Annotated in this window: 15 protein-coding genes; 3 read left to right on the forward strand and 12 right to left on the reverse strand. The window is 38.4% G+C overall.

Going from position 1 to position 16,275, the window contains the following annotated elements; all coding sequences use genetic code 11:
- Nucleotides 1-10: 10 nt before the first annotated feature.
- The 12 genes from L6W14_RS18515 to secG form a co-directional block, all read right to left on the reverse strand.
- Nucleotides 11-487, reverse strand: coding sequence for a PCC domain-containing protein (locus L6W14_RS18515; RefSeq protein WP_054549532.1), 477 nt, complete (start codon nucleotides 485-487; stop codon nucleotides 11-13).
- Entirely contained in the window at nucleotides 480-1,226 is a 747-nt protein-coding gene (locus tag L6W14_RS18520; RefSeq protein ID WP_036219397.1) for an SDR family NAD(P)-dependent oxidoreductase, read from the reverse strand. Before L6W14_RS18520 ends, L6W14_RS18515 begins: the two co-directional genes overlap by 8 nt.
- A 17-nt stretch (nucleotides 1,227-1,243) precedes the next feature.
- Complete coding sequence (locus L6W14_RS18525; RefSeq protein WP_054549533.1) at nucleotides 1,244-2,569, reverse strand: TRAP transporter large permease; 1,326 nt, start codon at nucleotides 2,567-2,569, stop codon at nucleotides 1,244-1,246.
- Nucleotides 2,566-3,063 (reverse strand): TRAP transporter small permease, encoded by a 498-nt coding sequence (locus L6W14_RS18530; protein ID WP_131521155.1) that lies wholly within the window; start codon nucleotides 3,061-3,063, stop codon nucleotides 2,566-2,568. Before L6W14_RS18530 ends, L6W14_RS18525 begins: the two co-directional genes overlap by 4 nt.
- Before the next feature lie 11 nt (nucleotides 3,064-3,074).
- A complete protein-coding gene (locus L6W14_RS18535; protein ID WP_237898638.1) occupies nucleotides 3,075-4,100 on the reverse strand; it encodes a DctP family TRAP transporter solute-binding subunit in 1,026 nt (341 codons plus the stop codon).
- Nucleotides 4,101-4,264: 164 nt separating this feature from the next.
- Entirely contained in the window at nucleotides 4,265-5,365 is a 1,101-nt protein-coding gene (locus L6W14_RS18540) for a CdaR family transcriptional regulator (protein ID WP_193767376.1), read from the reverse strand.
- A gap of 45 nt (nucleotides 5,366-5,410) precedes the next feature.
- Nucleotides 5,411-6,751: a (Fe-S)-binding protein gene (locus tag L6W14_RS18545; protein ID WP_237898640.1), complete on the reverse strand. Its 1,341-nt coding sequence runs from the start codon at nucleotides 6,749-6,751 to the stop codon at nucleotides 5,411-5,413.
- Nucleotides 6,738-8,153 (reverse strand): FAD-binding oxidoreductase, encoded by a 1,416-nt coding sequence (locus L6W14_RS18550; RefSeq protein WP_237898644.1) that lies wholly within the window; start codon nucleotides 8,151-8,153, stop codon nucleotides 6,738-6,740. Before L6W14_RS18550 ends, L6W14_RS18545 begins: the two co-directional genes overlap by 14 nt.
- Before the next feature lie 236 nt (nucleotides 8,154-8,389).
- Nucleotides 8,390-8,854, reverse strand: coding sequence for an SsrA-binding protein SmpB (smpB, locus tag L6W14_RS18555; protein WP_009373233.1), 465 nt, complete (start codon nucleotides 8,852-8,854; stop codon nucleotides 8,390-8,392).
- 71 nt (nucleotides 8,855-8,925) lie between these two features.
- Nucleotides 8,926-11,397, reverse strand: coding sequence for a ribonuclease R (gene rnr / locus L6W14_RS18560; RefSeq protein ID WP_048390899.1), 2,472 nt, complete (start codon nucleotides 11,395-11,397; stop codon nucleotides 8,926-8,928).
- A 38-nt stretch (nucleotides 11,398-11,435) separates the two neighbouring features.
- Entirely contained in the window at nucleotides 11,436-12,182 is a 747-nt protein-coding gene (locus L6W14_RS18565; protein WP_004228103.1) for an alpha/beta hydrolase, read from the reverse strand.
- A 188-nt stretch (nucleotides 12,183-12,370) separates the two neighbouring features.
- Nucleotides 12,371-12,598, reverse strand: coding sequence for a preprotein translocase subunit SecG (gene secG, locus L6W14_RS18570; protein ID WP_004228101.1), 228 nt, complete (start codon nucleotides 12,596-12,598; stop codon nucleotides 12,371-12,373).
- Nucleotides 12,599-12,804: 206 nt separating this feature from the next.
- Here secG and L6W14_RS18575 point away from each other — a divergent pair, with 206 nt between their 5' ends.
- The 3 genes from L6W14_RS18575 (at nucleotide 12,805) to L6W14_RS18585 (ending at nucleotide 16,265) form a co-directional block, all read left to right on the forward strand.
- Entirely contained in the window at nucleotides 12,805-14,052 is a 1,248-nt protein-coding gene (locus L6W14_RS18575) for a transglutaminase domain-containing protein (RefSeq protein WP_237898645.1), read from the forward strand.
- Nucleotides 14,053-14,200: 148 nt separating this feature from the next.
- The gene (locus L6W14_RS18580) at nucleotides 14,201-15,847 is read left to right on the forward strand and encodes an alkaline phosphatase (protein WP_237898646.1); all 1,647 of its coding nucleotides are present in this window, start codon (nucleotides 14,201-14,203) and stop codon (nucleotides 15,845-15,847) included.
- 280 nt (nucleotides 15,848-16,127) lie between these two features.
- Nucleotides 16,128-16,265, forward strand: coding sequence for a teichoic acid D-Ala incorporation-associated protein DltX (locus L6W14_RS18585; RefSeq protein ID WP_004228095.1), 138 nt, complete (start codon nucleotides 16,128-16,130; stop codon nucleotides 16,263-16,265).
- The last annotated feature ends 10 nt before the right edge of the window (nucleotides 16,266-16,275 follow it).

The raw sequence follows: 16,275 nt of genomic DNA on the forward strand, positions 1-16,275 counted from the left end.
TATCTTCCCCCTATTCATCAAAATGAAAAATTAGAACCCCAAATTGTTGATCCTTCCGTCTTTTCGGTATCGCCTCTCTTAATGGATAGAGGATGAATTCGACTGTGATAGCGATTTCATTTTCTCCTTCAAGAAAATGTCCACCAGTAAAATGTTGATCACAATCGACAAAAGATCCATGGAAATGAATATCTAAATCATTCGTCTCCATATCTATCCCAATAAACCCTAAACCAGAAATAAGTTCGACCGGAGAGGTAGTTTGCCGTTTTGGTGAATAAACAATGGTCCCTTGCTTTTCACCTCTTTGAACTTGGACATAGGTAGCCTGCTTTAGGGATCCCATGCATTGAAATTGCCCTCCCTTTACCCCAAAGTGATTGCAAACCTCTTTCATCCCAGTAAATAAATCCGTTCCTGCTTTCAATCTTCCGATAATTCTATCCGTAGGTCGGTCATACAAAGCTTGCCAACGAGAATTATCCAATACTAATCCCTCCATCTACCTTTAACACCTGAGCAGTTGCATAGCTAGCCTCCCTCGATGCAAAGTATAAGACAGCACTTGCAATATCATCAGGTGTGCCGATACGCTTAATAACCTGCTGATCTAAATTGTATGGAACCCCTGTTGTAATACCTGTTAAGGTTGCGCCTGGTGCCACGGAGTTACAAGTAATATTAAGTGGGCCAAGCTCTTTTGCTACCCATTTCGTAAGGGCAATTACCCCTCCTTTTGAGGCAGCATAAGCTGGACCTGATCGACCTGTACCATCTTCACCAGATGTAACACCACCGTTTAAACCTGAAACTGAGCTAATATTAATAATCCGACCATATTGAGCATCCTTCATATGTGGGTACACACATGCCTGGGTAAACATAAATGTTGCTTTTAAGTTCGTATCAAGATCACGCGACCATTCCTCAAAAGTCATTGTTTCAATATTTTTGCGACTACATGTCCCAGCATTGTTCACCAAAATATGAATCTCTCCATACTTTTCAACTGTGCGATTGACTGTTGCTTTCACAAACTCTGCATCACGAATATCTCCTAAGCATTCTAAATAGCTATCATGTGCTAGTTTTTCAATTGTCTTCTCACATGAATTTAAGTCAACTAAAACAACATGTACCCCTTGCTTTGAAAGCTGGACCGCAACTGCTTGTCCAATCCCACTTGCTGCTCCTGTAACAATCGCTACATCATCTTTTAATGTCATAATAGTTTTCCCCTTTGCTATTTAATATTTAATAAATCTGGTAAAAATGTTGATAGAGAAGGTATATAGGTTACAAGTAATAAAACGATAACCGAAGCAACAATAAACGGGACCACCCCTTTGGAAATTTGAATGATATTAGCCTTTGACATACTTGCTGCAACATATAAATTCAAGCCAACAGGTGGTGTAAATAAGCCGATTGCTAAGTTAATTGTCATAAACACGCCAAATACAGCTGGGTCTACATCGAGCATTAACATAATTGGAAGTAATATCGGGACGAATATATAAAACGCAGAAATGGCATCAATAAATGCACCCGCAATTAATAAAATAATATTTACGAGTAGTAAAATAATGATTTTATTATCTGTTAAACCTAAAACCGTATTTGAAATAGTAGAGGCGATTTGCTCTGTTGTGACAATATAGGCAAAGACAGAGGCGGCACTTACGATAATCATTACAACAGCTGTTTGTAACGCCGACTCAATAAAAATACGATACATCATTTTTATGTAGCCTTTTCGATGAATGAACAGTCCGACAATTAGTCCATATACAACCGCAATAACTGCCGCTTCTGTTGGTGTGAAAAACCCTCCATAGATACCACCTAAGATAATGACAGGAATCATTAATCCTGGTAGTGCCTTTATAAATGCATCCCAACGTTCTTTTCCTGTACTTTTTTGCTTAGTTGCTTCCACAGAGTCATTAAAAATACCCTTTTGAATATCACGTTTGCGGACATACATCCCAGCAATAAATAAACCGATACCTACTAAAATACCTGGTATAACCCCTGCCATAAAAAGACGGTTAATTGTAATTGGGATTTGATCTCCTGCTACTACTGCAAAAATAATGAAGGCAATCGATGGGGGAATAATAATACCTATCGCACCCGCACTCGCCACTAATCCACCAGCAGTTTCTTTACGGTAGCCGTTTTTCACCATTGCTGGAATGAGAATACCTCCAATTGCAGCAACTGTGGCTGGACCAGACCCTGAAATAGCAGCGAAGAAAATCGCTACTAATACCGTTACAAGTACAATCCCACCTTTACGATGTCCTACTAATGTTTGTGCAAAGTCGATTAAACGCTTAGAAATTCCGATATGGTCCATAATGACACCAGCTAAAATAAAGAATGGAATCGCTAATAGCGTAAACTTTGCCACGCTCGTATACATAATATCTGTTAGTGCCTCAAAACCAGATAGTCCTTGTGATGTAAATAGGACTACCATTGAGGCTACCGCTAAGGAAGCAGCGATTGGTACCCTTAAAAATACGAGCAATATAAAGGAGCCAAAAAGTAATAATGCTATCATACGAGCTCATCCCCTTTCGCTCCATTCCCTTCATTACTCACTGCTTTATACTCTTCAACCATTGCTTGAACTGTACGAATTAAGCACAGTAATGCACCTAGTGGTAATGCCGAAGATAAAATCCACTGCGGCATCCCTAAGGCTGGTGTTGTTTGATTAATCTGCATTTGGAACAATACCATATCAATGCCGTAATAAAGTAATACTGCAAACAATACACCACTCGCTACTGATGAAATAATAACAATCGCCTTTTTTGTCAGCTTGTTCCCTTTATCGAACAATAAGGTAAAACCAAGGTGTGCGTATCTCCGCACACCTAATGCTGTACCAACAAATGTAAGCAATACTAACAAATTAACTGTGATTTCTTCTGTAAAAGAAAGGGATAAGTTGACTAAATTACGAGAAACAATGTTTACAAATGTTATAAATGTAATCGCTGCAAATGTAACGCTTAATATAATCTCTTCAAAGTAGTCTAAGAATTTCATATGTTTCCCCCTTATGGCGTAAACGCTTTCAGTAAATCTTCTCCCCAAATATCTGTGTATTTATCATAAATAGGCTGAACAGCTTTTTTAAACGCTTCCAATTCTGCATCTGTTGGGGTATAAACATTCATTCCTTTAGCTTTCAAATCTTCAATTTGTGACGCTTCTTTTTCACGTGCAATTTTCACTTGATATGCAGCTGCCTCTTTACCCAGGCGATCAAATAATTCACGGTCTGCATCACTTAAAGAATCATAGAGCTTTTTATTCATACCTAACACTAATGGATCATATGAATAGTTCCACAATGTTAAGTAATCCTGAACTTCGTCAAGCTTTGACGAAGCAATAACATCAATAGGATTTTCTTGCCCATCAATCGTTCCTTGCTGCAATGCTGTAAACACTTCTGAGAATGTCATTGTTGCAGGATCTGTTCCTAATGAACGGTATAAATCTGTGTACATGGTAATACCAGGTATACGAATCTTTAATCCATTTAAATCTTCTGGTAGCTTAATTTCACGCTTACTATTCGTTATTTGACGGAAACCATTTTCTCCATAGCCTAAAGCTTGTACACCCTTTTCAGCTAAAAGTTCTTTAAGCTTTTCTCCCCCTTCTCCATTAAACACTTTATCTACCTCTGAATGATCCTTAAGTAAAAAAGGTGCACTTGTCACACCAAAACGTTGATCTAAAATCGAATAAATAATCGTAGAGTTAAATGTTAAATCGATTGAACCCTTTGCTAAGCCTTCAACAGCCTTACCCGAATCTCCCCCAGATAATTGTTCATTCGTAAATACTTCAATTTTAATGCGACCATCTGTTTCTTTATCCATATCATCTGCCAGTTTTTTTGCTGCCTCATACCATGTTGATGAATCTGATACTGTGACAGACATTTTTAATTTATATGACTTTTCTTTATCATCAGCATTCCCGCTACTGCTACCACCACAGGCAGCTAGTATTGCTGATACAATCAAGAGCATAGCCAAGAGAAGATTTCTCCCTTTTAAAAATTTCCTCATAAAATATATCCCCCTACTCTTTTTATATTAGATTCTATAATTATTTTATAATTCCGAAAAATCTAAATATATATTCCTAGGGGATAAAAAGTTACATGATAATTGAGTGATTTTTGTCTCTAATAAATAAAAAACATACAAATAACAGCATTTTAAGTATTTCATTAAACGCTTTTTCTTTTTCGAAACAGCAAAATAGCAATCATTAATTCCAATTTATTTTCATTATTATTAATATCGATCTTTAAAAGCTTTTCTATTTTTTTCAAGCGATATTTTAATGTATTTTTATGAATATGAAGGGCATCAGCAATTTCCTGTAAGCCCCCTTTACTTTTTAGCCACATTTCTAGATTGTATATTAGTTCTTCTTCCTCTATTAAAGAGCCAATTGTTCTGCCGATGAAATGGCCAACCTTTTGTTCATCAAGGTCGGACAATAGTAACTCTAATTTCAAATCCTCTTCAAATACTATTTGTCTATTTTCTATAGCAACCGTTAACGCTATATTTGCTTCATTATAGGATTCATTTAGCTCAAAGAAGGAGTGTGAGTTGCCGACACCTATAAATATATCTTCATCATAAAGCTTGATAAGTTTGCGGTTAAATGAATGAAGTGTTTGCTCTAAATGAATACGCGTTATGTTTGGGACAAGCAGCACTAGCTTATCAAAGCTCCATTGAAAAATATGTAATTGAGGATGGATTATTTGAATTGCACGCAAATAATCCACCCCCTTCTCATCGATTCTCCTATTCAATTGAATTATAATAATTCGATTGTAGAGCTCTGTATCAATATTTAACATTTCTGCTCGTTGCTCTAGCAACAATTGATTTACCTGACCATTTAATAAATCTAGCAGGAAGAGCTCAAACATTTTAGTCTCTCGTTCTTTTTTACGGTGCATTAAAAAATCTTCCACAAAAAACTGTGTAATTTTCTGAACAAGCTTCCCGTATTTTTCTATTTCCACAGGTTGTCCAGTAACACCAATTACTCCGATTGATGTATCTTCAATAACTAATGGCATGACAAGACCCTCCCGCACACCCTTCAATTGAACCGACAGTTCCTTCGTCATATGCATGACTTCTTTGTTTTTCATGGCTATTAAAGCACCCTCATGAAATTGATTCATCCTCGACATGTCTGTGCTGGCAATAATAAATCCATTATGATCGATTACAACAACATTTTGATCAATCAACTCACCAAGCTCTCTTACAATTTTTGTGCCAATTATTTGCAAATCAAACATTGTGCCACCCCCCATAAAGATTAATATACTGATTATGCCGAAAATTTAGTATATTTTAGCTATTTTACTACAGTTTTCTATGCTCTTGTAGATAAAATCAACAATATGTGCGGCTTGCATGCTTGCTTCTAGATTTTCTTTATGGATACCAGATTGAATTTGCAGCAAGCAACCAGGATTGGCTGTGACAATCACTGTAGGCTGTAGCGCCTTAATCGTAGCCATTTTTGTAGTTAAAATATTATCTGCTGATGCAGGCTGCAATAAATTATATATTCCTGCTGAACCACAACATGTATTGGCATTTGGCAGCTCTTTAAAGTGCACATTCGGTAGGGCCTGTAAAATCATTCTTGGCTCATTGAAGATTTTATTAACATTGCGTAAATGGCAGGAGTCCTGATAGGTTACAAGAGTCTTGTTTACTTGTTGTGGCAAGGTTGCTAAATAATCCAGTAGCCCAGCTTTGACAAGCAGACTTGAAATATCAATTGTCTTCGTTGAAAATCGAACTGCTTTTTCACGATAGCGTTCATCACTATGTAAGTGCTTTTCATATTCCTTTAAGAAAGCACCACAACCACCTGCGTTATTAACAATATAGGTATAATCATCTGAATCAAATAGCTCTACATTACGAATTAAGTTTTGCTTACCACGTTTTAGCTCCCCACTATGCCCATGGAGAGCCCCGCAGCAACTTTGATTATCTGGAATAACGACATCAACACCAAGCATTTGTAGCAAGAATACTGTTTTATCGTTTGTTTCCTTATAAAGTGTATTCATTAAACAGCCTGTAAAAAAGGCCACCTTCATCGAAGCTGTTTTTACCTTCTTTAATGGCTGTACCTTTTTAGCTACGGGTGGTAAAGATGCCTCCATTGTTTTTAAATGCTTTGGGAATAAATTTAAAAAGCCAATTTTCCGTACAGCTTTTTGTAGACCTGTTTTTTGATAAAGATGCACTAGACTAACTGCATGCTCCATATTTTTTTGCTTGACGAAAAGATGATTGAAAACAATTTTTCTTGTTGTTTTTTCTACGAAGGAAGATTGCTTCACTTCTTGTACGGCTTCACGGGTTTGCTCGATTAAAGCACCATACTGTACACCAGCTGGACATGCCGGCTCACATGCGCGACATCCTAAACATAAATCGAATGATTGTTCTACAGATGCATCGAAAGGTACAATCCCGTCACGTACTGCCTTCATTAAGGCAATGCGTCCACGTGGTGATTGTGCCTCATCCTGCTCCATGTGAAGATAGGTCGGACAGCTTGGCAAACAGAAGCCACATCTCATACAGTCGAGCAATAGATTTTCATCGACATGTGTCTGGAAGGATTGCTGCATTTGCTGTTGTACGTTAGTTACCACCATGTACCACCACTCTTTTCTTCGTTTCTTTAGCAAAGACTTTGCCAGGATTCATAATATGGTTAGGATCGAAAGTTTGCTTAATGTTTTTCATTACATTGATACCAATAGGACCAATTTTCCATTCTAAATAAGGTGCTTTCATTTCACCTACACCGTGCTCCCCTGTAATCGTGCCACCTAGCGACAGTGCTGCCTCAAAAATTTCCGAAAATGCCGCTTCCACACGGTGCATCTCCACTTCATCTCGCAAGTCTGTTAAACATGTAGGATGCAAATTTCCATCCCCTGCATGACCAAATGTGGCAATATTGACATTGTACTTTTCGGATATATCATTAATTCTCATCACCATTTTGGCCAGCTCTGATCGTGGTACTGTGGCATCCTCTAAAATAACTGTCGGTTTTAATTTTGCTAATGCTGATAAAGCGACACGTCTTGCTGTTTTAATTTGCTCCGCTTCCTGTGCATCTTTTGCAATTTGCGTAAAGAGAGCTCCATTTTCTTCAGCGATTCGTACCATTTCTTTGACATCTTGTTCTACTTGATGCATTTCACCATCCTGCTCAAGTAATAGCATTGCTTCTACATCTGTTGAGAGTCCAATTTTCATATATTGCTCGACGGCGCTAATTGTTTTTTTATCAAGAAATTCTAGCGTTACGGGAATGATTTTATTGGCAATAATACTAGAGACTGTTCTTGCTGCATCCTCTAAGGATTCAAAGTATGCGATGCTCGTCATTTTATATTGGGGCAACGGAATAAGCTTTAAAGTAATCGCTGTTACGACACCCAATGTTCCCTCTGCTCCAACAAATAATGATGTGAGGTCATAGCCCGCTACGTCCTTTGCTAGTTTGCCACCTGTTTCTAAAATATCCCCGTTTGGTAAAACAACTTGTAGACCTTTGACATAATCCTTTGTTACACCATATTTTAAGCCACGCAAGCCACCTGAGTTTTCACTAACATTGCCACCAATCGTAGAAATTCTCATGGAGCTTGGATCAGGAGGGTAAAATAAACCATGTGCTTCGACGAATGTACAAAGATTCTCAGATATAATGCCAGGCTGGACTGTAATCGTTAAATTTTCCTTATCGAAATTTAAAATTTGATCCATTCTATTAAATAAAATCACTACGCCCCCATCGTAAGGCACCGTTCCTGCTGCAAGATTTGTTCCAGAGCCTCGCGGAATAATTGAAATTCTATATTCATTACATACTTTAATTACCTCAGCAATTTCCTCTGCATTCCCTGGTGAAATGACAAGATCAGGTAAGCGCTGAAAATTTGCCGTTGCATCATAGGAATATGCTAAAAGCTGTGCAGTTGAGTTTTTAATGTATTTTTCACCAACAATGTGCGTAATTTTTTCGATAACTGTTTTATTCATAAGACTCACCTCGAAATGAGATATTTATTACTACAATTTTAATTGTTAGAATTTTCTAAACATATGTCTTGTAAGATAAAAAAGTGTAATAAATTTTAATTTTTTTGTGTTATAAGACCAAAAAAATAGAAGTTATCGGACAAATTCCAATCAACTTCTAAAATTTATACTATTCTTCCATAAAATATAAAAGGCTGATGAGAAAGTGGCACTTGCCTGCTTTCTCATCAGCCTTTTTAACGCTGGCGTTCCTTGAAGGCACGTTCCATCTCGCGTTTGGCTTCTTTTTTGCGCATGTCGCTACGCTTATCGTAATCTTTTTTCCCTTTACCAATGCCGATAAGGAGCTTGGCATAGCCATCCTTGATGTACATTTTCAATGGAACGATTGTGTAGCCGTCACGTTTTACGGCACCGACTAGCTCGCCGATTTGCTTTTTGTGGAGCAGCAGCTTTCGGGTGCGTAGTGGATCGTGATTGAAACGGTTGCCTTGTTCAAAGGCACTAACGTGCATATTGTTGATCCATGCCTCACCATTGCGGACGCGGACAAAGGAGTCTTTCAGTTGGACTTTACCTGCACGGATGGATTTGATTTCTGTACCTGTTAGGACCATGCCTGCTTCGATTGTTTCTTCGATGAAGTAGTCGTGGCCTGCTTTTTTGTTTTGTGCTAATACTTTACCAGAACCTTTTGCCATATCTTTCACCCTCTACTTAAAAGGTTGAGCTTAAGCGAAAGCACCCTTTCAATGAATACTTTCACTTAGGCTTATTTACGTTTTGTTTTTTTCTTTTTGCCTTTTTTGGCAATGCCCTCATAGAACTTTTGCTTTTGCTTCACGCGTTTTTTAGGACCTGGGCTTGAGTCATCTTTGCGGCGTCCACGTGGATCACGGTCACTTTCGCGTCGTTCACCTTGCTTTGATGAGCTACGAGTTCCACGGTCATCCTCTTGACGACCGCCTCTACGATTGCCACCACGTCCGCCTTTTTCCTCATCACTGCGTGTGCTTCGGCGACTGCGTCCACCTTTGTTATCGCTGTAATTTTTACGTGCATGAATAACAGTTGGTGCTGCTTTGCGTGTTCGTCCATATGAAGTTACCATTCCAACGATTTCAAAGTCAATGGATGACTCCTCAATAATGACATTTGCTACACGAACTGTCACTTCATCCCCAATACGGAATTGGCGATTCGTTCGTTCCCCGATCATAATCATTTGACGATCATCGAAGCGGTAGTAATCATCAGTCATATTGCTAATATGGACAAGTCCTTCGATGGTGTTTGGTAGCTCCACGAAAATACCGAAGTTTGTAATGGATGAAACAATCCCTTCGAATTCTTCACCAATTTTGTCGGACATATATTGTGCTTTTTTCAGTGCGTCTGTATCACGTTCTGCATCAACAGCACGACGTTCACGCTCAGACGTGTGGTCAGCAATTTCATCCATCGCCATACTCCACTGTGCAATGGTTTCTCTCGATGTATCCTTGTTAATTAAATACGTACGAATTAAACGGTGTACAACTAAGTCAGGATAACGACGAATTGGTGATGTGAAGTGTGTATAGAAATCCGTTGATAAGCCAAAGTGTCCAAGACTTTCAGGGTAGTACTTCGCCTGCTGCATTGAACGTAGGAGCATCGTAGAGATAACAGGCTCCTCTGGCATCCCTTCAATAGCCTTCAAAACATCCTGTAATGCCTTAGGATGAACGGTATTACCAGTACCTTTAATTAAAATACCGAAGTTCGTGACAAATTCAAAGAAGCGTTGAAGCTTTTCAGGCTTTGGATCTTCGTGAATACGGTATAGAAACGGTACATTCATCCAGTGGAAGTGCTCTGCCACTGTTTCATTGGCAGCTAGCATGAAATCTTCAATTAATTTCTCCGCTACTGTTCGTTCACGTAATTCAATATCCACTGGCCATCCTTCTTCGTTTACGATCACCTTAGATTCTTTGAAGTCAAAGTCAATAGCTCCTCGCATTTCGCGTTTACGGCGTAAAATACCAGACAGCTCAGCCATGTTTTTAAACATTGGAACAAGTGGCTCATAGCGTTCAATTAATGCCTCATCCTGCTCCTCTAAAATCTTGTAAACGTCCTTATATGTCATACGTTCAGTCGTTTTAATGACGCTTTGGAAAATTTCATGTGCAACCACATTACCATTCGCATCAATAATCATTTCACAGGAGAGTGTTAAACGGTCAACCTGTGGATTTAATGAACAAATGCCGTTTGATAAACGATGTGGAATCATTGGAATGACACGGTCTGTTAAATAAACACTTGTCGCACGATCATAAGCTTCAATGTCAATGACCGAGCCTTGCGTTACATAATAACTTACATCTGCAATATGTACGCCAAGTTTATACGTTCCATCTACATTTTTCGTTACGGTTACGGCATCATCTAAATCCTTTGCATCTGCACCATCAATTGTCACAATCGTTTCATGACGTAAATCACGACGCCCTACTAAATCGGCCTCGGTAATTTCATCTGGCACACGCTGTGCCGCAGCAATGACTTCATCTGGGAATTCAGGTGGAATGTCATGCTTATACAAAATGGATAAAATATCCACACCTGGATCATTTTTATGCCCTAAAATTTTTGTAATATAGCCTGTAGCAGATTTTAAATCCTCTGGCCATGTTGCTACCTCAACAACAACTTTATGTCCATCGACAGCTCCTAATGTATCTCCTTTGGCAATAAAGATATCCATTGGTAGCTTTTTATCGTCAAGAACAACAAAGCCGAAGCCACGGTTAGCTTGGAATGTGCCGACAAAGCTTGTTTGACCACGCTCGACAACCTTTGTTACCGTACCCTCACGTCGATCACCAAATGATTCCTTTAAAACACGAATCAGAACGATGTCTCCGTTAATGGCACCGTTAATTTCATGCGGCGGAATGAACACATCATCCATGCCCTCGACATCAGGTGTCACGAAGCCAAAGCCCTTCGCATGTCCGATAAATTTACCTCTTAGTAAATTCATACGCTCTGGTAGGCCATAGCGATTGGAGCGAGAGCGTACAACTAAGCCTTGCCCCTCCATGCGGACAAGAGTTTTCACAAGCTCCTTGAACTCCTCCGCATCCTCAAAGCCGAATTCATCCTCGATTTCACCGACGGTTAGTGGTTTATAATCATCTTTGCTGAAAAAATCGAGTAAACGACTTTGTAGTGTATCTTTTTGGTCTTTCATACATATTCCCTCCTTCATGAGAAAATCCTATTTATTATTTATTGTGCCCAATTTAGGCTTTCTAAAAAGCGATAAATGTCCTCATGTAATTGATCTTTTTCTTGATCTAATGTAATAACATGTTTTGAGTTTTCATACCACTTGATGTGCTTTTCAAGTGACTCAGTTTGATTATATATAATGTTGGCAGATTCTGTCTCTATTACTTCATCATTTGTAGCTTGTACGACGAAAATAGGCGCGTAAATCATGTCAATTTCTTGACGAGTGCGAGCTATAAATTCTCGTAGCTGCTGTAGAGATGGCATGCCTTTGTCAGCAATGCTTGCAACTTCAGCTTCAATTTGTTCTTCCTGTTTCCCTTGGAACTTTTTATAGTCCCTTGCATATTTCAAAACACCCTCAAACATAACGTCGGTTGTACGCATTGTCATAGGGGCACACATTGTCACAATGCCTTTAACAGGATTATTTAATGCAACGTTTAATGCCATAACACCGCCTAATGAAAGGCCAGCAACGGCTATTTCCTGATAGCCAGCATCCTGTAACTGTTTGTAGGCGGCAATAACATCCTGCCACCAGTCTGCTGGACCTGTTGTGATTAGTTCTTCTGGTTCCACACCGTGACCTTTATAGTGAGGTGCTAATGTAGTATACCCTTTTTTCTCTAAAAATCTACCAAGCATTCGTACGTCTGCAGAGCTCCCTGTGAAGCCGTGTAATAATAAAACAGCACGAGGTCCTGCCTGAAAGAAAAATGGCTGTGATAATGATTTGTTCACTGTAAGCACTCCTTCATTCTAAAACACTTATACATACTATACCCATTCTCGTCATCTCGATGATGCCTAGCAGATGACATTGGTTATTGTGTTACAATTCATTTTTTACTACTGAGAGAGAAATTACCATTTAACTATGATAAAAGAAAACGCCCAACCAATTCGGTTAGGCGATATATCTTCAACTATTAGATTTTTGTAATAGCGATTGCTAATAAAAAGAACACTATAGCTAACACAATTGTTGCACGGTGAAGGATTAAATCCATACCACGTGCTTTTTGCTTTCCAAATAGTTGCTCAGCTCCACCCGAGATGGCACCTGATAAGCCTGCACTTTTACTAGATTGAAGTAATACCACAACGATTAACGCCAATGATACGATAACTAATGAAACTAATACTACTGTATGCATTCACTGCACCTCCCGAACTTTGAAACATCACAACAGACTACATTATAACAAAAAAAGGTTGTGATGACAAACTTCGCTTTATGTTTTGCTGGAAATTCTCCGCCTCATACTTCCACCCTTGTCGACTTATGCTACTATTTGTGGATGTCACTCCCAATAAATTAAATTATAATGGCAAAAATGAACTTTTTTTGGAGGGTGGGAAAATGAATAAAAAAATAACAGCGCTGCTAGTACTATGCTGCATGATTCCCTTTCTTACGGCATGCTCAAAGGCCATTGACCTACTTCTTGAGGAAGAGGATGTAACAACTACAACCTTAGCAGAAGATACAGAGAATGATATGAAGAAACCAGAAAGTAAAGCGCTATCTGCCTCTTTTTCACCTAATGATCTTTTCTCAACCTCATTATTTAAGGATGATCCTGCCTTACTACAATTCACTAAAAAAGTTGAAAAACAAGTAGCAAAGTTTGAACAGCACTTTGAAGTCCCTTATACTGGGAAGCTAAACTTCGAAGATTTTGAGGTGCAGCTGAATGACTTAAATAGCCTGCTTTCCTTCGTCGATCCCTATACAGCTGGTTATTTTCTTACTTATGAATGGACGGCTTGGGAAATAGATAATGGCTATTTGGTAGAGTTGTCGATTGATTACTTAACAGATGCCAAAAAGGAGCAAAAGGTCGATCAATATGTAGAGGCTTTTGCTGACCAGTATATTAAGACAGATATGACAGATTTTGAACGTGCTAAAATCATTAATGATACGGTCGTACAGTTAGCCACTTATACAGAACAAGGCTCTACTGAGGGACAGACGGTTTTTGAGCTGATAGACGAGGAAACTGCGGTATGTCAAGCCTATGCTCTACTAGCTTATCGCCTACTATTAGCTTCAGATGTAGAAGCGAAATACGTATATGGCTATAGTGAGGATCAGCTGCATGCTTGGAATTTAGTCAGTATCGATGGCAATTGGTATCATCTTGATACAACGTGGAATGACGTGGATTCAGCGGAGCCTTATGCGATTTCCTATGAATACTTTTTAGTCAGTGATGAAAAACTAAGACAAGATCATTTATGGGTAAATGAAAATTATTTTACTGCTACAAATAACAATTATGATTTTATGCATGATATGTGGTATGCCAATACTGTGGATGATGTGATTTATTATAATAGTATCCATGATAATATGGTCTATTCCTATAATTTAGACACAAATGAAAACAATCAAATTACAGAAACGGCATGCTATTATTTAGCTACTTATGATGATTTCATTTATTGCAGTGACTATGACAATGCTGGTTATTTAACAAAAATAAATGTCCAGGACGGTTCGGAAGAAGTCTTACTTGAAGATGAAGTCCTCAACTTGTACATCGAAGAAGACATTTTATATTATGAAACAATTGATGGCGCACAACATCAGGAAAATTTGTAATGCCCCAAAAGAATCTGTGTGACTTTTACACAGATTCTTTCCTTCCCCAATATTTACATAATTACCATATTCCATTAACAAACCTTTAACGCTAGCTTTACACCATTCCTTTACACTTACAATTGAATTCACCTAAAGGAGGAAAATCATGAAATACGCAAAAAAATGGACTTCATTGTTCTTAGCAAGTGCAGTGACTTTATCCGCAGTTAGTATCCCACAGCAAGAGGTACATGCAGCCGAAGTAAAGAAACCGACGAATGTCATTATGCTTGTGATGGATGGTAGCAGTAATAATGCTGTCACTCTTTCTCGCTGGTATAAAGGTGAAAGCCTAGCAATGGATGAAATTTTATCGGGTGCTATGCGCACATATTCTGCTGAATCTGCCATTACTGATTCTGCACCAGCTGCGACAGCATTAGCAACTGGGCATAAATCGAACGATAAATATATAGGTGTGCTGCCCTCTGTGATCAACTCCCCTGGATTAGCGCAAATCGCTAAGGAAGATGCCTTCCGACCTGTAGCCAATGTGCTAGAAGGAGCTAAGCAGCAAGGTATGTCCACTGGATTAATTTCTACTTCCGAAATTCAACATGCTACACCTGCTGGTTTTTCTGCCCATGTCAACAATAGAAGTCAATATGGGGATATAGCAGAGCAGCAGGTTTATCAAAATATTGATGTTGTCTTAGGCGGTGGTCTGGAATCACTATCACCAGGCACATCGAAAAATGCTCGTCAAGATGGCGAGGATTTAATCAAGGTTTTGAATGAAAAAAATTATGATCTCGTTAAAACGCGCGATGAGCTATTTAACAGTCAATCCTCAAAAATTTGGGGAAGCTTTGCGCCAAGTGCACTTGCTTATGATTTAGATCGTGCTAAAACAAGAGCATCTGAGCCTACACTTGCTGAAATGACAAATAAAGCAATCAATACGCTGAAAAAGGATGAGGATGGCTTCTTCCTCTTTGTAGAAGGTAGTAAGGTTGACTGGGCTGCACATGCCAATGATACTATTGGTATCATTAGCGATATTTTATCATTCGATGATGCAGTGAAAGAAGCGGTTGATTTTGCGAAGGAAGATGGTAATACTTTAGTCATCGCAGTAACTGATCATGGAAATAGTGGCATTACGATGGGGAACGCTAACACTACTAGTACCTATTCCAGCATTCCAGTTTCTGCCTACATCGACCCGTTAAAAAAAGCTACAATGACCATTGAAGGAGCTTTAAGCCAACTAAAAGAAGATCGCTCTAATTTAGTTGAGGTCGCTGCTCTTTATGGCTTAGATTCATTAACGGAGGACGAGCTTAAAACATTACAGTCTGCTAAAGACTTAGGCAATGAAATGGTAAAAATGCTAGCCAATCGTGCAAACATTGGTTATACAACAGGTGGTCATACGGGGGAAGATGTATTCTTATATTCATTTGGTCCTTCTAAATTGACAGGATTAGTAGAAAACACTGATTTAGCCCATACAATGGCACGCTTTATGGGCTTTGACTTAAACACATTAACAAATGATTTATATGTGCCTGCAACGAAGGCATTTACGGAAAAAGGATTTACAACAAAAATTGACTTATCGGATAAAGAAAACCCAACATTTATTGCACAAAAAGCAGATATCACAGTGAAAATTCCAGTCAACAAAAACACGATGACGTATGAACAAACTTCCTCAAACACGGCAAAGACTCATACATTTGATACAATCAATGTCTACAATGGCTCTGAATTTTATGTATCTAAAAAAGTTATTAATGAAGTGAAATAAAAATAATAGCACGAACATAAGTTGAGATTATTCCCTTATGTTCGTGCTTTTTTTACATAAGTAAACCAGCCAATAATTTGTAAACTCTACATATCCCCCCAAAACCTTAAATTTACCTTAAATTAATCTTATGATTTACTGAATTCATCTTAATTCAGCAACATTTTTCTCCACATTCCGTCAAATCAGTGTTAAAAACATAAGGTAAGGATTTTTAACTAGTAAATTACTATTTTTTTGAAAGTTTAATCCTATACTTTTTTTCATTGGAGGTGGACAAATGCAATCCATCAAGAATAATGAGTATTTACGCTTCATTGGCTTCACGCTGTTTTATTTGATTGTTTTGGTACTGCTGTTTCTTATACATGGCTTCCATGATATGAACGCTGGACCATTTATATATACGGAATTTTAAATAAAGGAGA

This window comes from Lysinibacillus sp. ACHW1.5 (assembly GCF_022014815.1).
GTDB classification, from domain to species: domain Bacteria; phylum Bacillota; class Bacilli; order Bacillales_A; family Planococcaceae; genus Lysinibacillus; species Lysinibacillus capsici.